Genomic DNA, 24,365 nt, shown 5'->3' with positions numbered 1-24,365 from the left:
GTGGGGAACATCTATTGTTTGTTTGCTATTTAGACTTTTATTTCGTCAATCTTCACTTTATGCGCTTCTTTTGCCACAATTTTTCCTGATATAATAGATGGTGGCACACCTGGACCCGGAACGGTTAATTGCCCGGTGTATAGTAAATTCTTTATTTTTTTGTTTTGTATAGCCGGTTTTAAAACAGCGGTTTGGTTCAGCGTATTTGCCAATCCGTAGGCATTGCCTTGGTAGGCGTTGTAATCTTGCACAAAATCACTTACACAGTAACTGCGTTTGTAATCGATATCGTTTATTAAATCTTTTGTACCGGTATGTTTTTCCAAGCGAGTCATCATTTCTTTAAAATAGCGCTCTCTTGTTTGTTCATCATCGGCAATACCTGTTGCTAAAGGCATTAGCAAAAAAATATTTTCGTGCCCTTCGGGCGCAACATTTGAATCGGTTTTAGACGGACAACATGCATAAAACAGCGGTTTTTCAGGCCAACTTTTATTTTTGTAAATGGTATCGATATGTGCATCCAAATCATGTTCAAAAAACAAGGTATGGTGTTTTAAATTCGGAACTCTTCTCTTTAATCCCAAGTAATAAATTAAACAAGATGGAGCAAAAATGCGTTGTTTCCAATAATCTTCATTGTAATTTTTTTCTTCGTTTTTCAATAAAGACTCTGTATGGTGGTAGTCAGACGAAGCTATGATGGTATCAAAATCAATAAAATCATCGTTTACCTTTAAACCAATTGCTTGATTTTCTTCGGTGATTATTCGCTCTACATTTTGATTAAAATGAAACTTTGCACCCTGCGCCTCTGCTACTTTTTGCATTGCCAATACCAATTGATAAAACCCACCCAACGGATACCATGTTCCTAATGCATACCCACCGTAATTCATAAGGCTGTACAAAGCAGGTATGTTTTTGGGAGATGCACCGAGGAAAATTACCGGAAATTCCATTAAAGCACGCAACTTCGGGTGCTTAAAATATTTCGCTACATAGGAACGAAAATTACTCAGCAAGTTAAGTTTCAGTGCGCTGCCTGCAATTTTAGGCGAAACAAATTCCCACCAGCTGTGGCAAGGTTTATTAACGAATTCTTGCATACCCACTTCATATTTGTAGCGGGCAGCTTTCATAAAATGATCCAATTTATCCGCAGCCCCCGGTTCTAACTGTTCAAACAGAACCTTCATTTCTTCATAATTTTCAGGAATGGCTACGTTACCATCGTCAAAAATCATTTCGAATTGCGGGTTTAGGGCAATTAGTTGATAAAAATCGGAAGTGCGATAACCAAAATCACTAAAGAAATTTTCAATGATATCCGGCATCCAATACCAGCTTGGTCCCATATCAAAGGTATAACCATTATCGGTAGTGAACTGTCGCGCTCGCCCGCCTGGTTGGTCATGCTTTTCGAAAACATGCACCTCATTACCCGCTTTTGCAGCATAAGCGGCAGCTGATAACCCCGAAAAACCGGCTCCTATAATAGCTATTCTCTTTGACATATTTTTTTTATTTATGCGGATAAATACTTTTCGGTTACACGTTCTAACAGTTCCGAACTGTCGTAATTTTGTTGGAAAATAGGTTGATGAAAATGATCCAACTTATTCAACAATCGAATAAGGTCTGCTTTTTCGTTGTCATCCAAATTTCCTGTAACAATTTGGGAGGCCACACGAATTTTATCCATTTGCGCATCCAAAGCCTCTTTTCCTTTGTTGGAAATCTGAATAATTTTACTGCGTTTGTCTATTTCAGAGTCTTCTTGTATTACCCATCCTTTATCAATCAATCGATTAATAATTTGCATGCCCGTTGGCTTATCTTGAATATTTTTTTTAATCAACTGCATTTTGCTCATTGCTCCAAAAGCATTCAAGTTAATTAAATATATAAAATCTTCTTGCGTAGAAAATTCTGAATTGTGAATTGCTGCCTTTGAATAGGTTTTTGCATACCTGCTTAAATGCACAATTAGCGTGTTTATTACGCTTTCTGCACTGCGCCCTTTCTCTTTTCCTTCCCACTGAACATCTTCTAACGAAGTTTCACCAACAATATTTCCTGCAAGCCAATCTCTAAAACCTGACAGGTCATTTTTTGTATGTTTGCCGTTTTTTTCAAACTCTTCCAGTAGGTTGATTACGTCTCTTAATAATGTGTAATTCATACAAAACGGTATTAATTTGTACTTAAAATATTCTAATTTAGAATGTAAATATACTAAAAAAAGACATAAGATTACTTATGCCTTTTCTTTTTATTGCTTTTTAACATTACGCAAGGTATTGTTCTAAGACGATTTTTCTATCATTTCTTCGATTGCATTCCATAATAATATTCGTTTCTGCAATGCAATTTTGGCAATCTGCTCTACTTCTTGCCATTTTTTTTCGTTGGTTCCACACAAAAAATCAATCATTTCAAAAGCCATTGGTCCGTGTTCATCAGCATCGAGCTCTATATGTCTTTCAAAATAATAAATCAATTCTGATAAATCCACCTCCGGAAATTGTTCTTTTAATTCTTTTAATAAATGATGAAACATAGTAGGAATTAAATCTTCTCTGCCAAAGGTGAAAGCAGCTGCAATTTCGTGTGATTTACCATTTTCTATCACCTGAAAGGTAAACTCTAAAAAAGCTTTAACATGATCGTGCAAATTACTTTTTTTAATAGCAGAAAACACATCGGTTGATTGCACGTTATTTAAAAACAAATCCAAACTTTCTGTATCTGTACCGCTTTTCTTCATTGCTTGCACATACATTTCAAAATGACTTAATCGTTTTCCGTCTAATGAAAGATCCGATTCTTCGGCCAATACAATCTCATTGATTAAGTAGCGGGCTTGCGGATTAGACGATGCAAACCAAGGACTGGACGTGCAGGTGAGCTGCGATTGCAGTGCTTTTAAAAGCGACATAAAATCCCACACAGCATACACATGTGTTTGCATAAAAAGTTGCAAATGCGGAATGGTTGTGATTTTTTTGTATAACGAATGATGAATTAACTCCTTCTTTAAAGGCTCAATAGCTTTATTTACTGATGCAATTGCGTTCATATTGGGATAATTTATCCAAAAATACGTTGCAAAAAGTTATAAAATAGCAGTTCTTTTTATTTTAACATCTTTAGCAATACGAAATTATAATTGCTGGAAAAAGTTTTGGGAAATAAATTTTCGATACTTACTTATTAAAAGTATTTTAGCTGTTTATTTTAGTGTATTAATTAAACTGTTTTGTACAAAACACTATCTTTATAAACCATATTCATATAATTCTGATAACATTTTAATTATACAAGCGATGCGTTGGTCGTTAAAGCAAAATCCCGATTCTCAAATAATTCAGCATTTAAAATCCACATTAAATGTAAGTGCGCTTATTGCTACTTTGTTGACGCAGCGAGGTGTGGACTCTTTTGAAAAGGCCAAAAAATTTTTCCGACCAAACTTGGCAGATTTGTACAATCCGTATTTAATGAAAGATATGGATAAAGCCGTGGAGCGAATTGAAAAAGCCATTGCAACCAACGAACGTATTTTGGTTTTTGGTGATTATGATGTGGATGGAACTACGGCGGTTGCATTGATGTCTTCATATCTGAAAAGTTTTTATCCCGATGTGGACACCTACATTCCCGACCGTTATGCCGAAGGTTACGGAATATCAAACCAAGGAATCGATTATGCCGAAGACAATGGAATTACACTGATTATTGCTTTGGATTGTGGTATAAAATCAATCGATAAGATAGAATATGCCACCCAAAAAGGGATTGATTTTGTAATCTGTGACCACCATTTGCCCGGCGATGATGTTCCAAATGCGGTTGCTGTTTTAGATCCCAAACAAAAAAATTGCAATTATCCGTTTAAGGAATTGTGCGGTTGTGGTGTGGGTTTTAAATTGATACAGGCTTTGGCGGCAAACCGAGGCGAAACCATCGAAGATTTAATTCCGTATCTAGATTTGGTGGCAACAGCCATTGCAGCCGATATTGTGCCTATTGTAGATGAAAACCGAATTTTGGCTTATTTTGGTTTGCAGGTGATCAACAGCAATCCTCGACCGGGAATTTTGGCAATGAAAAAACAATTTGCCATTAAGGAATTCACCATAACCGATGTGGTTTTTAAAATTGCTCCGAGAATTAATGCTGCCGGACGCATCAATCATGGGAAATATGCGGTTCGATTACTGACCGAATTTAATTTGGATGAAGCTATTGAATGTGCTAAAGAAATAGACGAGTTTAATCAAAGTAGAAGGGTTTTAGACCAACAAATCACAGAAGATGCCTTGCAACAGATTACTGAAAACAACGAAGAACAGGCTTCGTCATCGGTTGTGTATCATGAAAGTTGGCACAAAGGTGTGATTGGTATTGTGGCTTCCCGTTTGATTGAAACCTATTATCGTCCTACGTTGGTTTTTACAAAAAGTGGCGATTATCTGGCGGCTTCGGCTCGATCTGTTAAGGGTTTTGATGTGTATGAAGCATTAGAAAAATGTTCGGAACATATTGTTCAATTTGGTGGGCACATGTATGCAGCGGGTTTAACGATTAAAGTTTCTGAATACGAAAATTTCAAGGCGAAGTTTGAAGAAGTTGTGAAATCAAGTATCACAATCGAACAAAAATCAGAAGAAATTGAGATTGATGCCATAGTTGATTTTAACGAATTTGACGAAAAAACGCTCCGTATTTTGAAACAGTTTGAGCCGCATGGTCCAGGAAACATGACGCCTGTCTTTTTTACATCGAATGTTTTTGATACAGGAAATGCGCAATGTATCGGTAAAAATAACGAGCATTTACGAATGTTTGTAAAGCAAAATCACACCCAAGCTTTTCCTGCAATTGCCTTTAAAAAAGGAGATATGATTGATGCCATTCGCAATTTAAAATTGATGAATATGGTGTATTCTTTATCGGAAAACCATTGGAAAGATAAAATTTTTGTTCAATTGCAACTAAAAGATATTAAAACCCAATAAATCGCTAGAAAACTATTCAAATTATTACCTATTTTTGCAACTGCAAATTTTTAATCTTAAAACAAATTTTATCTATGAGAGTAGCTGTAGTTGGCGCAACCGGTATGGTTGGCGAGGTAATGCTGAATGTGTTGGCAGAACGTAATTTTCCTGTAACTGAATTAATTCCGGTAGCATCAGAAAAATCGGTTGGCAAGGAAATAGCTTTTAAAGATAAGAAATATAAGGTGGTGAATTTGCAAACAGCCGTTGAAATGAAACCCGATGTGGCGTTGTTTTCGGCAGGTGGAGAAACATCGTTGGAATGGGCACCAAAGTTTGCCGAAGCGGGCACAACTGTTGTTGATAATTCATCGGCTTGGAGAATGGATCCTACCAAAAAACTGGTTGTTCCAGAAATCAATGCAGATGTGTTGACAAAAACCGATAAAATCATTGCCAACCCAAACTGTTCAACCATTCAATTGGTAATGGCATTGGCTCCGTTGCATAAAGAATACAAAATTAAGCGTGTGGTTGTATCAACCTATCAGTCGATTACCGGAACGGGCGTAAAGGCGGTTCAGCAGCTAGAGAATGAATACAAAGGTGAAAAAGGCGAAATGGCTTATAAATACCAAATTCATCGAAATGCGATTCCTCATTGCGATAGTTTCTTGGATAACGGTTACACCAAAGAAGAAATGAAGCTGACCAACGAAACCAAAAAAATCATGGGCGACGACAGTATTAAGGTTACGGCTACGGCAGTTCGTATTCCGGTTGTTGGCGGGCACAGTGAAGCAGTGAATATTGAGTTTGAAAACGATTTTGATGTAAATAAAGTTCGTGCTTTACTGCAAAACACCCCGGGACTTATGGTACAAGATAATCTAGACACCTTTACTTATCCAATGCCTTTGTACGCGCAAAATAAAAACGAGGTTTTTGTAGGAAGAATCCGACGAGATGAAAGCCAAGCAAACACTTTAAATATGTGGATTGTTGCGGATAATTTACGAAAAGGTGCAGCAACCAATACCATACAAATTGCTGAATATTTGTTAGAAAACAAATTAATAGGTTAAAATATGTTAATATAAGTTATAGAAAACTCTTGATTCGTCAAGAGTTTTTTTTTATAAAAACCTAAACATTTTATAGAATTAACTATATTTTTTAGGATTAATGAAATACGTTTGTCACTTCAAATTTTTTTAGTTGCTCTTTAAAAAATTCGCTACATCTTCTGTCCACAGGTTTCGATATTTGTTCAAATAGTTTTCGTGACCAGCAGATGAGTAGGTCTTTAATTTTTTAGACCCTGCTAAATTATTATATATTTCATCGATTTCTTTTCTACTGACATTTTTATCCTTTTCACCAAACAAAAGCAATGTTGGACAGCTAATATGTTTCGCATATGTAGTTGGGTTGTGGCTAAAAGCCCAAAAATTATTTTGTACGCCACCCCAAAAAACTAATAGCCCAGCCATTGGAAATGTTGGAACATTCATATTAGAAAAACGTGCAGCCACAGTATCATACATTGTTCCAAAAGGACATTCAAGGATTATTGCTCTTGGTTGCATATCATAATCTTTAATGGCTTTCATAATAGCTACTGCCCCCATTGAAGTGCCAAAAAGATAAATTTCCTTTTCCCCTTTTGATAGAAGATAATTGTATGCGGTTTTAACTTGTTCGGCTTCTTTAAAACCAATTGTTGTTGTGTTTCCCTCTGAACCACCACTTCCCATAAAATCAATAAGAAATGTATTGTAACCTAAACTATCAAAAATTGCAGCTTTATCAAGCATCGATGACTTTTCACCGCCGTATCCATGAAATAGAATTACCGTTCCTCGTGCAGCCTCTGCGGGGCAGTACCAACCTTCCACTTTTTTATTACTTTGTAATTGAACGGTTTCAAATTTTAGAGGTTTTATATCGTTTGTTGGTCTTGGATTATTTACACCAAAAAATAGTGTTTGTAATTTTTGATTGAAACTAAGTTGATCTGGCCTTTGCGTTTTTGCGGAGTGGGCATGTGAAAAGTGCGTAAATTTATAAGAATGAACAATTGCTATTAAGTTCATCACGACAAAAACAATAATAGCACCCCATCTTAGTTTCTTTCCTATTTTCATTATTCTTATTTTTCAAAAAAATTATTCAATGGTGAAATGTAGGAAAAAAATCTATCAAATAAAAGCTGTTGATTTATTCTAACCCCCACCTCGTTAACCCTTCTTAAAGGAATCAACAGGCAAAGGAACAAAGTCGGTTTCGCCGGGTATTTTAGGAAATTCCTGCTTTTGCCACATTTCTTTAGCTTTTTCTATTTTTTCTCGAGAAGAAGAAACAAAATTCCAATAAATAAATCGTTCTTCCGGAAAAGGTTCCCCACCAAACAAATAAACTGTTGAACCGGCTGTAATTTCAAATTCACATAAATGGGCATCTTTCGTAATAAGTATTTGTTTAGAACCAAAATTGGTATCCTGATGGTTTATGTTTCCTTCTAAAATATACAAGCCACTTTCCCCGTACAATCGGTCTTTTAAATGAACTGTTTGGTTCTTGTTGGCTTTAATCTCTATCATATACAGTTTACTATACACCGGAACCCCCGACTTTTTGTCTTCAAACTCACCTGCTATCAACTTAAAATCTAAATCATTTTCTTGCCAAACGGGTAAATCCTTAGCTGCAATATGCACAAAGTTGGGTTCCATGTCTTCTAAATGCTTTGGTAGGGCAATCCAAATCTGCAAACCGTGCATTGTTTTATCAATAGTTCTCATAAAATCGGGTGTTCTTTCGGAATGAACCACACCTCTACCGGCAGTCATCCAATTCACAGCACCAGGTTCAATCACAATATCGTTACCCAAACTGTCTTTATGCTTCACAGCACCTTCAAATAAAAAAGTCAACGTGGACAAGCCTATGTGCGGATGAGGTCCCACATCTAAATTTTCATCGGCTTTCATTTGGGCAGGTCCCATGTGATCGATAAATACAAATGGACCAATATTGCGTTTCTGTCTAAAAGGCAACAACCTGCCTACCAAAAAATTACCGATATCGGCAGCTTTTTCTTCAAAAATAAAATCTATGTTCGACATGTCGTTTAAAATTCTTTTCATAAAGATATCAAAATTCAGCGGTATCATTTGTTAATCTGTATTAAGATTCGGTACAAGGTTTTAATAAATCTACAAAAAGCATTAATTTTGCATAAAATTTCATGGAATGATTAAAATTGGAAAAATAGAATTGCCCGAACATCCGCTTTTATTAGCGCCTATGGAAGATGTGAGCGATCCGCCTTTTCGCCGTTTATGCAAAATGCACGGTGCTGACATGATGTATTCAGAATTTATTTCTTCAGAAGGGTTGATTCGTGATGCCATGAAAAGTAAAATGAAATTAGATATTTTTGATTACGAACGCCCAGTTGGTATTCAAATTTTTGGTGGTGATGAAGAAGCCATGCAACTTTCAGCCAAGATTGTAGAAACCGTACAGCCCGATTTGGTAGATATTAATTTTGGATGCCCGGTAAAAAAAGTAGTTTGCAAAGGTGCAGGTGCCGGTGTTTTGAAAGATGTTGATTTAATGATTCGGTTGACCAAAGCGGTTATCAGCGGCACCAATTTGCCTGTTACAGTTAAAACACGATTAGGCTGGGATGAAACATCGATAAATATTGATGAAGTGGCCGAACGTTTGCAAGATGTGGGTGTGCAGGCTTTAACCATTCACGCCCGAACTCGTGCACAAATGTATAAAGGACACAGCGATTGGACGCATATTGAACGAATTAAGAACAACCCACGTATTAAAATTCCGATTTTTGGTAATGGAGATATCGATTCGCCCCAAAAAGCAAAAGAATACAAAGAGCGTTTTGGACTAGACGGAATGATGATTGGACGCGCGGCAATCGGCTATCCTTGGATTTTTAATGAAATAAAACATTACTTAAACACGGGTAAAATTTTGGCTCCGCCAACAATGAAGGATCGCTTGGAAGCTGCAAAAAACCACTTGATTTGGTCGATGGAATGGAAAGGTGAACGCTTAGGGATTGTAGAAATGCGCCGCCATTATACCAATTATTTCAAAGGAATTCACGGATTTAAAGCACATCGTCAACGATTGGTTACTGAAGATGATCCGAGCCAATTACTTAAAATTTTCGACGAAATTGAAGATTTTTATAAAGATTACATAGTGGAACAATTATAAAATGTCTCGATATTTAAACTTTGCCAAAGTTTTTATTAAAACTCTACCTTTTAACTGCTTCACAGCAGCTGATTAGCAGAAACTGCTGTGGTTCACACAAATTTATTTTACATTTTACAACAATACAAAATACATTATACAGAAAAAAAACTACTTTTTCACCAGTTTTTTAACCGCTGTGCCTTGCTTGGTTTGTAAATGCAGCATATACGTGCCGCTTGCTAAGTTGGTAACATTTAGCTGTATTTCGGTTTCGTTTTGAAAGGTTTGGCTACTTAGTTGCCTGCCATTTACATCGTAAACTGTTATTTGTTGTACAGGCATGTTATCGCTGTTGCTTATATTAACCACATTTGTTGCCGGGTTGGGGTATATATTAAATTTTTCTACCAACTGCTCGGTTATACCAACTGTTACAACAGGCACGGTATTTTGTGCCGATATATTTATATTATCAAACCTTGTGGTTGTAGCATTTACTGGCACAACATCTGCATTTTTAGCAGTAAAAAACATTAATTGCACGGGACTGTCATCGTGTTCTATACCGCTTAAATCAAAATTATAACCGGCGTTTTCTACAACCGTATAGTTTATAGAAGGTATGCTAAAATATATTTTATTGTTGTTATAATCTATATAAACTTCTAATGTAGTCCAGGTGTTAACAGGTAATTGAATAGGCGTTTTGTTTAACATAAAAGGTAATCCCAAAGGAAATGAACTAGTATGATTTCTGTTACCTATATCACGACAAATGTAACCTAGCTCATCATGCAATCCAACGGATACCAACCTGCCTTCATCACTAAAAAAATGTATAGTGGTGCGAGTTTCATCATCAAAACTTGTGCAAAAAACATCAAACGCCAGCTTAAAAACATTGTTACCGGGGGTACGCTGCTGCCAATAGGTTTTTAAATCGGTTCTATACAAAAAACGGTTAAAATCTCCCACCAAATTCATTGGTGGAATTTCTACTGCATTTCCTTTATTGGGTTCGGCTATTATTTGATAATCGGTATTTGTACCTGCTGCAGGGTTAGGGCTAAAACCACCTATTACACTTTTGGTGTACCAACCGCCTTTACCGGGTATGGTTCCAGTAATATCTGTACCTACATTACCTGTGGTATAGACGTTAAAATCTTCGGTGTATAATATTTGGCTGTTTGCCATATTACAACCTAAGGCTATTAATAAAACTATTAAATACTTTTTCATAAACTTTTTTTATTCAAAAACTATGTGTATGTTATCGTAAGGAACTATTGACCCAATTGGCAGGCCCCACACATGAAACGAAGAAGTTTCGAAATAGCGCATACCAACTGATGTAGGAAAACTTACGCCTGAAGCTTGCATTCCTGGATAACCACCTATTACTTGTGAAGCATCAACTACAATTTCATTAGTAATTGCAGTGCCACCGCTGTGGTAATATAAATTGCCGTTAAAACTATCTGTTAAAAATAGGTTAGTCCATTCTGTTGGGTCTTGATCAGGATCTGCTTCTAAAGCCAGGGCATAATACACATCACTGTTAAAACTGGTTGGGCTGTTACCAAACTCTATTTTATAATAAAACACTTTACCGTACTGCGATAATAACTGTTCTTCGGAATTAGTACCTGCTGGTGGCGTTGGTGTAACAGGATAGCCCAAAGTTGTTACCGGCTGCACCAAATCGTTATTTATAATATCAAGTTTAACTGTTTGCAAGTTAAAATTATACCCAATATTTACATTGCGTAAAGGGCAATGTTCTTCATCTGAAAAAACCATTAATTCGTGGGTGTACCAAGGTGGAGTATCGCCCGAATGGTTTGCCAATACAATGGGGTTTGCTTGTACGTAATTACCATATTCGCTTACACCGTTGTATATATTTGGATATAAAGCAGTAGATAAATTAAACGATCCGGTTGGGGTGTTATATGTTCCATCATCGGCTCCATCAAAATATGCTAATCCAATATAAGGGGTTATTCGGACATAAATACCTCTATTGTATTCTAAATTGCTTTCAAAAAAATATCCTACAGGCACTCTTTTGTTAAAATTCCAAGGGGAAATATATTTACCAGAACCCGTATAGGTATTGGTCTGGTATTGTGATCCATTGTTTGAATTTGTAACTGTTTCTTGATTCATTTCATCTTCAAAAACACTGTCGTTGGTACATGCTGTAAGGGTTAGACCTATTACCCCCCCCACAAAATTTTACTTAATTTACTCATAATTATTATATTTAAGTTAACCGAATTGTAAATATAATAAAAAATTTAACATGTTGTTAAATAAAACAAAAAAAGCTAAAAATTTCTTTTTAGCTTTTTGAATATTTTGATGGTTTATTAATGGAAAAGCTGTATAAAAAAACCGCCTTATAAAAGGCGGTTCATGTATTTATTTTGTAATTTGCAGGTGCTTCATGAGCAATTTTGTTCCGAAATAAAATCCGGATAAAATGGTAAAAATAATAGTTAGCATTGCAACATATTCTGTAATGCGCGTTAATACGCTTGGGTCTTTAGCATCGCCGTCTAACAAAAAACCTGCTGTTGTAAGTACCGAAGCCAATGCCAAAATGTTTATAACTGCTTTTTTCATAATATCCTATTTTTAAAGCAATAACGAACAAAAACATTTTATTATTGTTTGCTTACAGCGTTTTCATATCAATTACAAAACGGTATTTCACATCCGATTTCTGCATGCGAACATAAGCCTCGTTAATTTCGTGCATATTGATTACTTCAACTTCTGAAACAATGCCGTGTTCGCCACAAAAATCAAGCATTTCCTGTGTTTCTTTAATGCCCCCGATTAATGATCCAGCAATGTTTCTGCGTTTGTTGATCAACACGCCGCCGTGAATTGGAAATGGTTCAATAGCACCCACCATACACATGGTTTTATCGAGTTTTAACAACAACAAATACGGATTTACATCATGCGTTACCGGAATGGTGTTCAACAGAAAATCAAAACTGTAGGCGTGCTGCTTCATTTGGTCGGCATCTTTAGAAATCACCACCTCATCGGCTCCTAATTTCATGGCATCTTCGCCTTTTGCTTCAGATGTTGTAATCATCACCACCTGCGCACCCATTGCTTTGGCAAATTTAACGCCCATGTGACCCAAACCACCTAAACCAACAATGCCCACTTTATCGCCTTTTTTTACGTTCCAATGACGCAATGGCGACCAAGTTGTGATACCGGCACACAATAAAGGTGCAACATTTTCCAGCGGAAGATTGGTTGGCACATTTAACACAAAATCTTCTTCTACCACAATGTTTTCTGAATATCCACCATAAGTAATGCCGCTGTATTTGGAATTTTTAGAATTGTAGGTTCCTGTAAAACCGTTTTCGCAATACTGCTCTAAACCTTGATCGCATGAATGACAATGCTGGCACGATTCTACCATGCAGCCAACGCCCACAATATCGCCGACTTTAAATTTTGATACTTCGCTGCCCACAGCTTCCACTCGACCAACGATTTCATGCCCCGGTACAGCCGGATAATTTGTTGGTCCCCAATCGGATTTCGCTGTATGCAAATCGCTGTGGCAAACGCCGCAATATTCTATTTTTATAAAAACGTCTTTTGCGTTTAAAGTTCTTCTTTCTATAGTGTGAGCACCCAGCGGATCTACCGCATTAAAGGCTGCATAAGCTTTTGTTGCCATTTTTTTATTGAATGTTTGATTTTATAAAGTTAGGGAAAGATTTATTTTGATGTAAAAATGTTTACTTAATTTTTTTTGATGATTTTATTCCCACCCTAATTCTTGTCTTAATTTCTTGGTTTGTTCGGGATCTGCCAACGGAATATCTTTATCGTTTGGATTGTTACGCCAACTTTCGTGAAAATCCTCAATTTTTATCAAATTAAATATTTGCTTCCCATCGTGTCTGTATTTTGTGAAATCTATTGTCCTAAACTTGATGGAAGAAATATCTTTATTAAGATAAGAAGTTTTATATAAGGGATAAAATGAAGTCCAAAGTTTTTCAAAATTATTTACTCTTTGTAAGTTATGGAGCTCAACATAACCATAATCTTTTTGTATTAGAGAAAAAGAATTACCAGTAGGTAATGAACCTATTTTTGATGATATATCCAATAAAATTTGTGCGTTGTTAAATGAATGTTTATCTAAAATGTTATCAATGATTTGTTTCTGCTCTTCATTTAATTTCAAAGATTGATATATATCTGTGGAAATACCATTTACTATCTGATCTTTATCTGCCAAAGTATTCAATTCAAAAATAGTTTTTTGTTTATCAAGATTTTCGCTTAGCCATTCACTGTGATTTTTAATATACATTTCTTTAAACCAATTTGATAAATTTCCATATATAATTGATTCGTAGTAATTCTCTTTCCCTGAAAGATAAGAAACATTATATCCGTAATATCTTGTCAATAACGTTAAAATTTCTTTAAAATAATCAATATCCTTAAACTTATAAATTGATGATAATTTTGAATGTAAAATTTCGGGATTTGGTTTTTCTTCTAATTTTTCTAACTCTTTAATATCAGCTTTTAATTTTTGATAGGTTGTTTCGTCTTTTGGAAAATTGTGAATAATCTGTGATGCTAAAGAATCGCGGTAGGTTTGGGCATGGATATTTGATATACATAGTAGGCTAAAAAATAGTAATAGTGTTTTCATAATTTTGAATTTAATGGATAATAAATATAAAACATTTTATTTGAACATTCATATAACGCTGTTTAATCACAAATAGTCTTTATCTTTGCACTTTAAATAAAACGTTATGGGGAAAGAAACGAAAGAAGGTTTATACCAAGGCATCATTGAAAAAGATGAAAAAGGAAATTATTTCTGCGGACCTTATTTGTTGGATTATAAATTTACCGAAGCTAATTTTAAGCTGGGCGATAAAATAAGTATTAAAAAATTGATTAACAACCCTAGCGATATTAGTGTGGAGCAGTATCCAAAAAAATCAATGAAATTTTCGCTGGCAAACGGCGACAAACCTTCTAAATAGAAACATCCATCGCGCAAACGATGGATTTTTTTGTTACTGTTCTATTTCTAATGTCATTTTTAAGTGTCCATCGTTTAAATTATAAAAAACATTTTTATTTGATTCTTTATGATTTTTATGTGTTCTGTAAGATACACTTTCATCATTATCACACATCATCACATAAAAACTACCTACACCGTTTTTGTAGGTTTCAGACAACACTTTTATACCTATAAAAAAACGCCCTTCAGGAAAATCAATTTCAGATACATCAACTTTAAAATCTCCTTTATGATCTTTTGAAACGAAAAATTTTACTTCACAATCACTCACTATATTTCCAAGTTGATATCTATCATTCATTTCATATACCAATATGCCAAATTCCATATCCAAATAGCTTATATTAACCTGTTCTATATTTTGCCCAACAAATCTTGTATAACGATTGTTAAAATTGAACACCACTGATTTTACTTTACCTTTAGGAGGATTATTTATTCCTGTAACAATTGATTCATTCTGATTATAGTAACCGTAAAAAGGAAAGCCTTTTATTTTTAACTTTTTTATTTTCTTTTTTGTTTTTGAATTAATAATTAATTCATCTAATGTGGTTTCATCATTTTTGTTTTGTGCTGATAAAGTTGTTGAGCAAAATGAAAACAGCATCAATAAAAGTAAAATTTTGCGCATAAGTTAAGTTTTTAGAAACTAAATTTAATTAAAAAAGTCACCGCAAAACGGTGACTTAAATTTTATTTAACATTTAATAAAACTGTTACAACTTCGTAACGCCCATATTCCACAAAGTAAATGCTTGTATATCGGCATTTTCGTTAATGGTTTGCTGCACCGATTTTCCTGCACCGTGACCTGCATTTACATCAATACGAATTAACATTGGATTGTTACCCGCATTTTTCTCTTGTAATTCGGCAGCGAATTTAAAACTGTGTGCAGGAACAACTCGGTCGTCATGGTCGCCTGTTGTAACCATAGTTGCCGGATACGAAACACCAGCTTTTACGTTATGAACCGGCGAATATCCTTTTAAATAATTAAACATTTCGTTAGAATCTTCAGCCGTTCCGTAATCGTAAGCCCAGCCTGCACCTGCGGTAAATGTGTGGTAACGCAACATATCTAAAACGCCGACAGCCGGTAAAGCTACCTTCATTAAATCTGGTCGTTGGGTCATGGTTGCACCAACCAACAATCCACCGTTTGATCCACCACGGATTGCCAGTTTTTCGCTAGATGTGTATTTTTCTTTTATTAAATATTCTGCGGCTGCAATAAAATCATCGAACACATTTTGCTTTTGCATTTTGGTTCCGGCATTGTGCCACTTTTTACCGTATTCACCACCTCCACGCAAATTCGCTACGGCATAAACGCCGCCATTTTCTAACCAAACGGCATTGGCCACACTAAAACTTGGCGTTAACGAAACATTAAAACCTCCGTAAGCATACAACATGGTTGGGTTGGTTCCGTCTAACTTTGTTCCTTTTTTATAGGTAATCATCATGGGTACTTTTGTACCGTCTTTAGATGTATAAAAAACTTGTTTTGATTCATAATCGCTTGAGTTGAACTTCACTTTTGGCTGTTGATACACTTGCGATGTTCCCGCAGCAATATTCATTTTATAAATGGTACCTGGCGTAATGTAGTTGGTAAACGAATAGTACAATTCTGTGGCATCTTTTTTATCGCTGAAACCACTTGCGGTTCCCAAGCCGGGCAATTCAATGGTGCGGATGAATTTCCCCGAATAATCAAATTGTTCTACCACCGAAACGGCATCTTTCATATAATGCGCAAAAAAATAACCGCCCGCTTTTGATAAATCCAGTACATTATTTGCTTCTATAATGAGGTCTTCCCACGCATCTAAGTTCACAATTTTTACCGCATCTACCACCATTAATTTTCGGTTTGGAGCATTCAGGTTGGTTTCGATATAAATTTTTCCATCTTTTGAATCAACCACTGAATAATCATTGTCAAAACCTGTGATAACGGTTTGCACTTGGCTGTTTGCTTTTGTAAGATCTTTAATATACAATTCGTTACCCGATGTGGCATTTGCAGCTGTAACAATCAAGTATTTTTGATCGTTTGTAACATATCCGCCCACATAACGGCGTTTGTATTTTTCGCCAAAAACCACTTGATCGTTTTTTTGAGGTGTATTTAATTGATGGTAATATAATTTGTGTTGATCGGTTTTGGCAGAAAGCTCGGATCCGGTTGGTTTGTCATAGCTTGAATAGTAAAAACCTTCGTTTTTGTACCAGCTGATTCCCGAAAATTTCACATCGACTAGTGTATCACCAATTACCGATTTGTCTTTTGCATTTAAAACAATGATTTTGCGCCAATCGCTGCCGCCTTCTGAAATGGCATAAGCAACTAAGCTTCCATCTTCGGTAAACGAAACATCGGCCAATGAGGTGGTTCCATCTTTAGAAAACGTATTCGGATCTAAAAAGATTTCTTCTTTGCCCGATTGGTCTTTTCGATACAAAACGGATTGATTTTGCAAACCATCGTTCTTAAAATAATAGGTGTAATCACCTTCTACAAACGGAGCGCTGATTTTTTCGTAGTTCCATTTTTCGGTTAGTTGTTTTCGCAATTGATCGCGATAGGGAATTTGATCTAAATAAGCAAAAGTTACTTGGTTTTGCGCCGTAACCCAAGCAGCAGTTTCGGCAGAGCGGTCGTCTTCTAACCAACGGTATGGATCTGACACTTGGTTGTTAAAATAGGTGTCTATAACTTCCTTTTTTGCAGTTTGGGGATATTTCATTGTTTTATTTTGGGCATTTACGCTTTGTGAAAAAATAACAGAAGCGATAAAAATAGAACATACTAATTTTTTCATGATGGTATTGTTGATGTTCTGCAAAATAAAAAAACTTGCCGAATTGGGCAAGTTTTTAATTATATGAATTGAATTTGATTACTTTTTTGTGTATTCTACTTTTATGTAATAATCTTCGTTTGAGAACATTATTTTTTCGGGAAAATGATCGGCATTGTATGTATAGTCGATTATTTGGGTGTGGTTTTCTGATGATTCTAAATCTTTATACTCTATTTTTACACCGTTGTTAACCATGTATAAAAAGTAATCGTCTAACAAATAAACATACACCCATTGCGGCGTTTTTACATTTTTAAAGACACCGTTTTTTGTATCGTATTCAAAAGTATATTCCTCGTAGGGATTGGTTACTTTTTTTATATTTCCTATGTTATCATAAGAGATTGACCCGCCGTCGTATCCTATCAATTTACCTTTGTCATCAATAGAAAAAACATCTACAGGTTCGGGGTCGTCATTATAAGAAATTAGTACCTTACCACCTTCATAGGTAAACATGTAGTTAGTGGTATAGGTATTTTCTGTGGTAATTTCTTCAACTTTTGCCGAAGTTACTAAATCACCGGTATAGTTAAGTGTAGTAGTAATGGTATAGTTAGAATCGCCTTCTTTCATCTCGACAATTCTATTTTTATCATCGTATTTAAAAGTAACCGGACCACTGTCGCCGTAAATTTTTGCCGGAAGATAAACAGCATTTGTAGTTAGCTCTTTTTCTTTATCACATGAATTGAATGTAAAACAGCCTGCAAGCAGGGTTGCCAAGATTATTTTTTTCATAAGTATAAACTTTCAAATTTGGTGTAAATATAAAACTCCTTTCCATATAAACAAGCAAGGAGTTGGTTTCTACATCAAAAATATTACTTAAACACCAAGGCGATACGTTTTTTTAATCTTTGCCAAAGTTACTCTACTATAGTTTGCTATTTTTACACAAATTTATTCTACATTCTACAGCAATACAATCTACATTATACAGAAAAAAAACTATTTCTTCACCAGTTTTTTAACCGCTGTACCCTGATTCGTTTGCAAATGCAGCATATATGTGCCGCTTGCTAAATGTTCTACATTTAATTGTATTTCGATTTCGTTGTTGTAGTTTTTGGTGCTTAACTGTTTGCCTGCAACATCATACACCGTGATTTGCTGTATCTGCATATTTTCGGCATTAGTGATGTTTACCACGCTGTTTGCTGGGTTGGGGTATAAATTAAATTTTTCTGCTAACTGCTCGGTAGTAGCTAAAGTGGGTACCGTGTTTTGAGCTACTAAATTAATGTTATCTATTTTTGGGGTATAAAAAGTACCATCAACATCGCCAGACTTCGTGTAAAAAAACACTAATTCAACAGGGCTGTCATCAGGCAAGGGGTTGCCCTCGGTATCTAAACCACCCAGCTCTAAAGTAAATGCAATGTTTTTAACATTCGTATAGTTTAAAGTTGGTATGCTGAAATACGCTTTGTTGTTATCATAATCTATATACATTTCTACAGTAATCCAACTGCCATTTGGTGGCGGTTGTAAGGGGGTGCCGGGACTTACCACTACAGCTTCACCACTTCCGCGATTAAAATTACCCCTAGAAAAATCAAAACCAGCCATAAAACTATGATGATCAGGATCATATGAAAACCTAGTCAACCCTCCTTCCTTGCTGTATAAAATTATACGTATTGGATCAGATGGAGGAGTGGAACTGATATAACTATCATCTACATACAAATCAAAACTGCACTTAAAAACATTATTACCTGCTGTGCGTTGTTGCCAATAGGGGTTGATATCGGTACGGAATAAAGTACGTGTCCATTCACCTTTTTTGGTAAGGGGTCCTATTTGTGCAACATTCCCTTTGTTGGCTTCGGCTACAATTTTATAATCGTTATTGGTAAGCGGCGTATTGTAGATAGGTTTATTTTCGGATTTGGTAAACCAACCGCCTACACCGGGTACCGTGCCGTTATAATCGGTGCCTATATTTCCCACAGGATAACTGTTAAAATTTTCGATGTAGAGTACTTGGGCAGTTAAGTTATAAACGCCTAACAAGGTGGTTATAATAAGGAGAATCTTTTTCATAGTTAACTATTTACTCTATATAAATTTTTACTCCACGAGGTTGTCTATTAGGTTTTGGCACCCAAGGACCGGTAAGAGCCGGAATTTGAACCCACTCATCATAAAACGGCACGGTAGTTATTTTGCGAATACCAGTGCCACTGCCGAGGGTAGCAGTACCAAACAACTGTCCTGAACTCACGTTCATAGGGTCTGAACCTGTAAACGTATCGGGATTAACAACAATTTCCTTTGTGCTTACACCACTGGGGCTATCGTGATATAATAAATCGCTGCCAAAAGGTACATCTGAAAGCCCCATTAGAGACCAATCGTCATTAATACTATTATTCTCTAGGGCTAATACATAATACGCATCGGGGTCAAAATTATACATATCGGTACCAAACTCTACTTTGTAATAAAACACTTTGCCATACTCGCGCAACAAGCGTTCTTCTGCACTTGTACCAGCAGGTGGTGGTGCAGGTAATGGATACCCTAGCTGCATAGGTTGTACAATATCATTGTTTATAATATCAAAACCAATACTGTTTAAATTATAATTAATACCCACTGGTATGTTTACTAACGGGCAATGATCTTCATCATGTTGCACCCACAACTCGTGGGTGTACCAACCTGTACCAGGCACTTGTGTTAATACAATAGGATTTGCTTGTACATAATCGCCGTATTCATTTCCACTGGCAAAAAGATTTGGATAGGCACCACTTGCCAAGTTAAACCCACCTGTTGGGGTATTGTAAAAACCATCATTAGCACCATCATAATATGCCAAACCTATATAAGGGGTTACCCGGACGTGTACACCGTCGTTCATTGTACCGCTGTATAATTCGTATTTAACTTTATACAATGAATCAATATCCCATGGCGACTCATAAGAATCAGACATGCTATAAGTTGCATACTGTGAACCGGGATTAGAAGGATGCTCTGAAGTACTTGCTTGACCATTGTCCTCAAATACACTGTCGGTTGTACATGCTGTAAGGGTTAGGCCTATTACTCCCCCCCACAAAATTTTTGCAAATTTTGTCATAATTACTATATTTTTAATTAGTTAGGATGTAAATATAATAAAAAAATTAACATGTTGTTAAATAAAACAAAAAAAGCTAAAAATTTCTTTTTAGCTTTTTTTGTTCTTGTATAAAATCTTATTTCATTTTTTGCAACTAATGGCGCATTGAAACTTCTTCGTTGATGATGTTTATAAACTTTGCCAAAGTTTGGAACTTTGGCAAAGTTTTTTTAAAGTTACTCTACTACAGTTTGCTATTTTTGCACAAATTTATTTTACATTTTACAGCAATACAATCTACATTATACAGAAAAAAAACTATTTCTTCACCAGTTTTTTAACCGCTGTGCCTTGGTTGGTTTGCAAGTGCAGCATATACGTGCCACTTGCTAAATGTTCTACGTTTAATTGTATTTCGGTTTCGTTGTTGTAGTTTTTGGTGCTTAACTGTTTGCCTGCAACATCATACACCGTGATTTGTTGTATCTGCATATTTTCGGCGTTACTGATGTTTACAACACTGTTTGCCGGGTTGGGGTATAAATTAAAGTTTTCTGCCAAAAAGTTTTCTACTCCTAAATAGTTTGGCAAGGTGCTTAAAGCAGTTAATTTAATATTATCATATTTTACCGCCACTGGTAAATTACCTGTACCTCCTCCATGTAAATGTAAAATCTCTATAATTTCATTATGTGTAAAACTTGCTCCCTTTAAAATATTTAATGCGGGTATGTAAACATATATTTTACCACCAATTACATTACCTGCTTCGTATTCATAATCTACAAAAAGTTGCACTGAAACCCAAGTGTTATAAGGAAAATTAGTATATTCAGGAGTATTATTTACTCCCAAATAAATGTACTGTGTACCAGAAGGTGTGTAATACCCTGTCTGTAATTTAGCATTAACAGCTGATGGTTTTCCAGCAACAATATTATCTATGACATTGCTCACTGTATATTTGTTACTAGTTGCGGTGCTTAAACCTACATACCCCCCCATTTTATCTGTACTAACCGAAGTACTAACGGTATAAACATCGTATTCTAATTTTAATATATTGTTACCTTGTGTTCTGCCATTCCATAAGGTGTTGATGTTTTTTTGTATTACCCTCGAAGTATTACCTTGCGTAAAATTATTAATATTGCCGCCAATTGCCAATACATTACCCCTGCCAGCTTCTGCAACAATTTCACATGGTGCAGGGTTGTTAGGGTATGCTTTTCTCACATACCAACCGCCTTTTCCAGGTATCGCTCCTGTAGCATCGGTGCTTACTTCTCCCAATGCATAATTATTGAAATTTTCGGTAAATAATATTTGTGCTGTACATAAGTGCGTGAACAAAAAAACTGCTGCTATATAAAATATTCTTGTTTTCATAATTATAAAATTAAAATACGCCAAACTTTCTAATTATAAATAGTTTGGCGTCTTGTTTATTACTATTACTCTATATATAAACGTACAAACCCGTCTAAATAAGACGTTCTTGCCCTAAATGAACCCACAGCTGTTGGCATATCACCGCCAGAAACTACAAAATCTGGGTTAGCAACAGTTGTAGGATCTACAATAATTTCTCTAGAACTAATATGCCAATATAAATCTCCGCCAAATGTATCGGTTACAGACAGTGAATTTTGTATTGCATCACCACTATCATCTTGCAATCCCAAAACATAAAAAGTATCTGTAAATACTGTGGGATTACTTCCAAATTCAATTTTGTAATACATTACCTTTCCGAAATCTTTTAGTAATTGTACCTCTTGCGGGGTAGCAGATGCTGATGGTGGTGTAATGGGAGGCAAGCCCAATGCTGCGGGTTTAACCATGTTGTTATTTACCAAATCAAAAAAAATAGGCTCTGGGTTGTATGGGTATTGATACACACTTGGCATAACAGGACAATGATCGTTTGCTTGAGGTGTAACCCAATCAGAAAATACCGCTAATTCGTGTGTACTTGAAGTACCTGTTAAAACAATTGGGTTGGCAGCTATGTAATTCCCATACTCATTACCACCAGCATATAAATTTGGATAACCGCCCGCTAAATTAACCCCATTATAAATACCATCATTAGCACCATCGTAATAAGCCAAACCAATATAAGGGGTTACTCTTGTATAAACACCTTGTTGAGAAAATAAATGGCATTGAAAATAATGTTGAACCGGTACCACATTATTAATATCCCAAGGAGAATCATACCCATTGATATTCGTAAAAGGCTTGACTCCACCTGAATCACTTGTTGCTTTAGGATCGGTCCCTGGCACTACTTTTTTAATTCTGGTGTTTGGCTTTGCGAAACATCTTCGCTACATGCTGTAAGGGTTAGGCCTATTACCCCCCCCACAAAATTTTACTTAATTTACTCATAATTATTATATTTAAGTTAATTGAATTGTAAATATAATAAAAAAATTAACATGTTGTTAAGTAAAACAAAAAAAGCTAAAAATTTCTTTTTAGCTTTTTTTGTTCTTGTATAAAATCTTATTTCATTTTCTGCAACCAATTGCGCATTGAAACTTCTTCGTTGATAATGTTTCGCAATTCAGCAATTGCCACACGGTCTTGCTGCATGGTATCGCGGTGGCGAATGGTTACGGTTTTATCTTCTAATGTTTGGTGGTCAACCGTGATGCAAAACGGCGTTCCCAAGGCATCTTGGCGGCGGTAACGACGGCCAACGGCATCTTTTTCATCATAAGCCACATTGAAATCCCACTTTAATTCTTCAATAATTTCGCGGGCAAGTTCCGGCAAACCGTCTTTTTTCACTAACGGTAAAACTGCTGCTTTTGTTGGTGCTAAAACACTTGGTAACTTTAAAACGGTGCGCGTGGATCCGTCTTCCAAAGTTTCTTCTTGCAAAGCTTTTGAGAAAACTGCCAAAAACATGCGGTCTAATCCTACAGATGTTTCTACTACATACGGCACATAAGACGAATTGGTTTCATTGTCGAAAAACTGTAGTTTTTTGCCCGAATGTTGTTCGTGTGCTTTTAAATCGAAATCGGTACGCGAATGTATTCCTTCTAATTCTTTAAATCCAAATGGAAAGTTAAATTCAATATCAGTAGCCGCATTGGCATAATGTGCTAATTTTTCGTGGTCGTGGTAACGGTAGTTTTCGTTTCCTAAGCCCAATGACAAATGCCATTTTAAGCGGGTTTCTTTCCAATAGTCATAGTGTTGCATTTCTTCGCCCGGTTTTACGAAAAACTGCATTTCCATTTGTTCAAACTCGCGCATACGGAAAATAAATTGGCGTGCTACAATCTCATTGCGAAACGCCTTTCCTGTTTGTGCAATTCCAAACGGAATTTTCATACGTCCGGTTTTTTGCACGTTTAAAAAGTTTACGAAAATTCCTTGTGCGGTTTCGGGGCGCAAATACAAATCCATCGCCGTATCAGCAGAAGCTCCTAATTTTGTTCCGAACATTAAATTGAATTGGCGCACATCGGTCCAGTTTTTAGAACCTGTTTCTGGATCGGCAATTCCCAATTCTTCAATTAAGGCTTTTACATCTTCTAAATTACCTGAATCTAAACCGGCTGCCATGCGTTCTAAAATGGCTTTCTTTTTGGAAAGATATTCCACCACACGTGGATTGGTCGTGATGAATTCTTCTTCGTTAAAAGCATCGCCAAAACGCCCTTTTGCTTTTTCGATTTCTTTTTGGGCTTTTTGCCAAAGTTTCTCGCAATAATCTTCGATCAACACATCGGCACGGTATCTTTTTTTAGAATCTTTATTGTCAATCAACGGGTCGTTAAAGGCATCCACGTGCCCAGAAGCTTTCCATGTGGTGGGATGCATAAAAATCGAGGCATCAATCCCTACAATATTTTCGTGCATTTGCACCATTGATTTCCACCAGTACTCGCGAATGTTCTTTTTTAACTCTACTCCGTTTTGTGCATAATCATACACAGCACTTAATCCATCGTAAATTTCGCTTGACGGAAAAATGTATCCGTATTCTTTTGCGTGCGAAATTACATTTTTAAAAATGTCTTCTTGTTTTGCCATAGTGCAAAAAT

At 35.9% G+C, this 24,365-nt stretch carries 22 protein-coding genes; 4 read left to right on the top strand and 18 right to left on the bottom strand.

The window, feature by feature from the left end:
- Positions 1 to 29: 29 nt before the first annotated feature.
- The 3 genes from MG290_RS11140 to MG290_RS11130 form a co-directional block, all read right to left on the bottom strand.
- Entirely contained in the window at positions 30 to 1,517 is a 1,488-nt protein-coding gene (locus MG290_RS11140) for a phytoene desaturase family protein (RefSeq protein ID WP_272585480.1), read from the bottom strand.
- Positions 1,518 to 1,528: 11 nt separating this feature from the next.
- Positions 1,529 to 2,185 (bottom strand): MarR family winged helix-turn-helix transcriptional regulator, encoded by a 657-nt coding sequence (locus tag MG290_RS11135; RefSeq protein WP_264561364.1) that lies wholly within the window; start codon positions 2,183 to 2,185, stop codon positions 1,529 to 1,531.
- Between the two features lie 123 nt (positions 2,186 to 2,308).
- Positions 2,309 to 3,082, bottom strand: a complete 774-nt coding sequence (locus MG290_RS11130) for a DUF3050 domain-containing protein (RefSeq protein ID WP_264561363.1) — start codon at positions 3,080 to 3,082, stop codon at positions 2,309 to 2,311.
- A 247-nt stretch (positions 3,083 to 3,329) separates the two neighbouring features.
- On the opposite strand from MG290_RS11130, the gene recJ reads away from it, so the two are divergent.
- Both recJ and MG290_RS11120 read left to right on the top strand, forming a co-directional pair.
- Positions 3,330 to 5,024, top strand: a complete 1,695-nt coding sequence (recJ, locus tag MG290_RS11125) for a single-stranded-DNA-specific exonuclease RecJ (RefSeq protein WP_264561362.1) — start codon at positions 3,330 to 3,332, stop codon at positions 5,022 to 5,024.
- Positions 5,025 to 5,098: 74 nt separating this feature from the next.
- A complete protein-coding gene (locus MG290_RS11120; protein WP_264561361.1) occupies positions 5,099 to 6,091 on the top strand; it encodes an aspartate-semialdehyde dehydrogenase in 993 nt (330 codons plus the stop codon).
- A 129-nt stretch (positions 6,092 to 6,220) separates the two neighbouring features.
- Here the strand turns inward: MG290_RS11120 and MG290_RS11115 are convergent, their stop codons facing one another.
- Together MG290_RS11115 and MG290_RS11110 are read right to left on the bottom strand one after the other, a co-directional pair.
- Positions 6,221 to 7,153: an alpha/beta hydrolase gene (locus tag MG290_RS11115; RefSeq protein ID WP_264561360.1), complete on the bottom strand. Its 933-nt coding sequence runs from the start codon at positions 7,151 to 7,153 to the stop codon at positions 6,221 to 6,223.
- A gap of 93 nt (positions 7,154 to 7,246) precedes the next feature.
- A complete protein-coding gene (locus MG290_RS11110) occupies positions 7,247 to 8,134 on the bottom strand; it encodes a pirin family protein (protein WP_264563203.1) in 888 nt (295 codons plus the stop codon).
- A 127-nt stretch (positions 8,135 to 8,261) separates the two neighbouring features.
- Here MG290_RS11110 and dusB point away from each other — a divergent pair, with 127 nt between their 5' ends.
- The gene (gene dusB / locus MG290_RS11105) at positions 8,262 to 9,260 is read left to right on the top strand and encodes a tRNA dihydrouridine synthase DusB (protein WP_264561359.1); all 999 of its coding nucleotides are present in this window, start codon (positions 8,262 to 8,264) and stop codon (positions 9,258 to 9,260) included.
- Positions 9,261 to 9,410: 150 nt separating this feature from the next.
- On the opposite strand, the gene MG290_RS11100 is transcribed toward dusB, so the two are convergent.
- From MG290_RS11100 to MG290_RS11080, 5 genes are all read right to left on the bottom strand, one after another.
- Entirely contained in the window at positions 9,411 to 10,484 is a 1,074-nt protein-coding gene (locus tag MG290_RS11100; RefSeq protein ID WP_264561358.1) for a T9SS type A sorting domain-containing protein, read from the bottom strand.
- A 9-nt stretch (positions 10,485 to 10,493) separates the two neighbouring features.
- The gene (locus MG290_RS11095; RefSeq protein WP_264561357.1) at positions 10,494 to 11,477 is read right to left on the bottom strand and encodes a hypothetical protein; all 984 of its coding nucleotides are present in this window, start codon (positions 11,475 to 11,477) and stop codon (positions 10,494 to 10,496) included.
- A gap of 192 nt (positions 11,478 to 11,669) precedes the next feature.
- On the bottom strand, positions 11,670 to 11,873 hold the full coding sequence (locus MG290_RS11090; RefSeq protein ID WP_264561356.1) for a hypothetical protein: 204 nt from the start codon (positions 11,871 to 11,873) through the stop codon (positions 11,670 to 11,672).
- A gap of 52 nt (positions 11,874 to 11,925) precedes the next feature.
- Complete coding sequence (locus MG290_RS11085) at positions 11,926 to 12,963, bottom strand: NAD(P)-dependent alcohol dehydrogenase (RefSeq protein ID WP_264561355.1); 1,038 nt, start codon at positions 12,961 to 12,963, stop codon at positions 11,926 to 11,928.
- A gap of 84 nt (positions 12,964 to 13,047) precedes the next feature.
- Entirely contained in the window at positions 13,048 to 13,959 is a 912-nt protein-coding gene (locus MG290_RS11080; protein WP_264561354.1) for a hypothetical protein, read from the bottom strand.
- A 106-nt stretch (positions 13,960 to 14,065) separates the two neighbouring features.
- Between MG290_RS11080 and MG290_RS11075 the strand changes: the two genes are divergently transcribed.
- Positions 14,066 to 14,302, top strand: coding sequence for a hypothetical protein (locus tag MG290_RS11075; protein ID WP_264561353.1), 237 nt, complete (start codon positions 14,066 to 14,068; stop codon positions 14,300 to 14,302).
- 33 nt (positions 14,303 to 14,335) lie between these two features.
- On the opposite strand, the gene MG290_RS11070 is transcribed toward MG290_RS11075, so the two are convergent.
- The 8 genes from MG290_RS11070 to MG290_RS11035 all read right to left on the bottom strand — a co-directional run bounded on the left by MG290_RS11070 (position 14,336) and on the right by MG290_RS11035 (position 24,354).
- Entirely contained in the window at positions 14,336 to 14,980 is a 645-nt protein-coding gene (locus tag MG290_RS11070) for a hypothetical protein (protein WP_264561352.1), read from the bottom strand.
- An 85-nt stretch (positions 14,981 to 15,065) separates the two neighbouring features.
- Entirely contained in the window at positions 15,066 to 17,180 is a 2,115-nt protein-coding gene (locus MG290_RS11065) for a prolyl oligopeptidase family serine peptidase (protein ID WP_264561351.1), read from the bottom strand.
- Between the two features lie 78 nt (positions 17,181 to 17,258).
- Positions 17,259 to 17,963, bottom strand: coding sequence for a hypothetical protein (locus MG290_RS11060; protein ID WP_264561350.1), 705 nt, complete (start codon positions 17,961 to 17,963; stop codon positions 17,259 to 17,261).
- Positions 17,964 to 18,173: 210 nt separating this feature from the next.
- Entirely contained in the window at positions 18,174 to 19,271 is a 1,098-nt protein-coding gene (locus MG290_RS11055; protein WP_264561349.1) for a T9SS type A sorting domain-containing protein, read from the bottom strand.
- A gap of 10 nt (positions 19,272 to 19,281) precedes the next feature.
- Positions 19,282 to 20,316 (bottom strand): hypothetical protein, encoded by a 1,035-nt coding sequence (locus MG290_RS11050; protein ID WP_264561348.1) that lies wholly within the window; start codon positions 20,314 to 20,316, stop codon positions 19,282 to 19,284.
- A 300-nt stretch (positions 20,317 to 20,616) separates the two neighbouring features.
- Entirely contained in the window at positions 20,617 to 21,687 is a 1,071-nt protein-coding gene (locus tag MG290_RS11045) for a T9SS type A sorting domain-containing protein (RefSeq protein WP_264561347.1), read from the bottom strand.
- A gap of 65 nt (positions 21,688 to 21,752) precedes the next feature.
- Positions 21,753 to 22,589 carry a hypothetical protein gene (locus MG290_RS11040; RefSeq protein WP_264561346.1) on the bottom strand — a complete coding sequence of 279 codons (837 nt, stop codon included), beginning with the start codon at positions 22,587 to 22,589 and terminating at the stop codon, positions 21,753 to 21,755.
- Positions 22,590 to 22,809: 220 nt separating this feature from the next.
- On the bottom strand, positions 22,810 to 24,354 hold the full coding sequence (locus MG290_RS11035) for a glycine--tRNA ligase (RefSeq protein ID WP_264561345.1): 1,545 nt from the start codon (positions 24,352 to 24,354) through the stop codon (positions 22,810 to 22,812).
- Positions 24,355 to 24,365 lie beyond the last annotated feature (11 nt).

It is taken from the genome of Flavobacterium sp. CBA20B-1 (assembly GCF_028473145.1).
In the GTDB taxonomy this organism is placed as follows: Bacteria; Bacteroidota; Bacteroidia; order Flavobacteriales; family Flavobacteriaceae; genus Flavobacterium.
Note: the sequence above shows the minus strand (reverse complement) of the source record. Positions and strands in the feature narration are given on the sequence as shown.

Coding starts and splice junctions, on each gene's coding strand:
- MG290_RS11140 (WP_272585480.1), bottom strand. CDS start 1,517: ATGTCAAAGAGAATAGCTATTATAGGAGCCGGTTTTTCGGGGTTATCA.
- MG290_RS11135 (WP_264561364.1), bottom strand. CDS start 2,185: ATGAATTACACATTATTAAGAGACGTAATCAACCTACTGGAAGAGTTT.
- MG290_RS11130 (WP_264561363.1), bottom strand. CDS start 3,082: ATGAACGCAATTGCATCAGTAAATAAAGCTATTGAGCCTTTAAAGAAG.
- recJ (WP_264561362.1), top strand. CDS start 3,330: ATGCGTTGGTCGTTAAAGCAAAATCCCGATTCTCAAATAATTCAGCAT.
- MG290_RS11120 (WP_264561361.1), top strand. CDS start 5,099: ATGAGAGTAGCTGTAGTTGGCGCAACCGGTATGGTTGGCGAGGTAATG.
- MG290_RS11115 (WP_264561360.1), bottom strand. CDS start 7,153: ATGAAAATAGGAAAGAAACTAAGATGGGGTGCTATTATTGTTTTTGTC.
- MG290_RS11110 (WP_264563203.1), bottom strand. CDS start 8,134: ATGTCGAACATAGATTTTATTTTTGAAGAAAAAGCTGCCGATATCGGT.
- dusB (WP_264561359.1), top strand. CDS start 8,262: ATGATTAAAATTGGAAAAATAGAATTGCCCGAACATCCGCTTTTATTA.
- MG290_RS11100 (WP_264561358.1), bottom strand. CDS start 10,484: ATGAAAAAGTATTTAATAGTTTTATTAATAGCCTTAGGTTGTAATATG.
- MG290_RS11090 (WP_264561356.1), bottom strand. CDS start 11,873: ATGAAAAAAGCAGTTATAAACATTTTGGCATTGGCTTCGGTACTTACA.
- MG290_RS11085 (WP_264561355.1), bottom strand. CDS start 12,963: ATGGCAACAAAAGCTTATGCAGCCTTTAATGCGGTAGATCCGCTGGGT.
- MG290_RS11080 (WP_264561354.1), bottom strand. CDS start 13,959: ATGAAAACACTATTACTATTTTTTAGCCTACTATGTATATCAAATATC.
- MG290_RS11075 (WP_264561353.1), top strand. CDS start 14,066: ATGGGGAAAGAAACGAAAGAAGGTTTATACCAAGGCATCATTGAAAAA.
- MG290_RS11070 (WP_264561352.1), bottom strand. CDS start 14,980: ATGCGCAAAATTTTACTTTTATTGATGCTGTTTTCATTTTGCTCAACA.
- MG290_RS11065 (WP_264561351.1), bottom strand. CDS start 17,180: ATGAAAAAATTAGTATGTTCTATTTTTATCGCTTCTGTTATTTTTTCA.
- MG290_RS11060 (WP_264561350.1), bottom strand. CDS start 17,963: ATGAAAAAAATAATCTTGGCAACCCTGCTTGCAGGCTGTTTTACATTC.
- MG290_RS11055 (WP_264561349.1), bottom strand. CDS start 19,271: ATGAAAAAGATTCTCCTTATTATAACCACCTTGTTAGGCGTTTATAAC.
- MG290_RS11050 (WP_264561348.1), bottom strand. CDS start 20,316: ATGACAAAATTTGCAAAAATTTTGTGGGGGGGAGTAATAGGCCTAACC.
- MG290_RS11045 (WP_264561347.1), bottom strand. CDS start 21,687: ATGAAAACAAGAATATTTTATATAGCAGCAGTTTTTTTGTTCACGCAC.
- MG290_RS11035 (WP_264561345.1), bottom strand. CDS start 24,354: ATGGCAAAACAAGAAGACATTTTTAAAAATGTAATTTCGCACGCAAAA.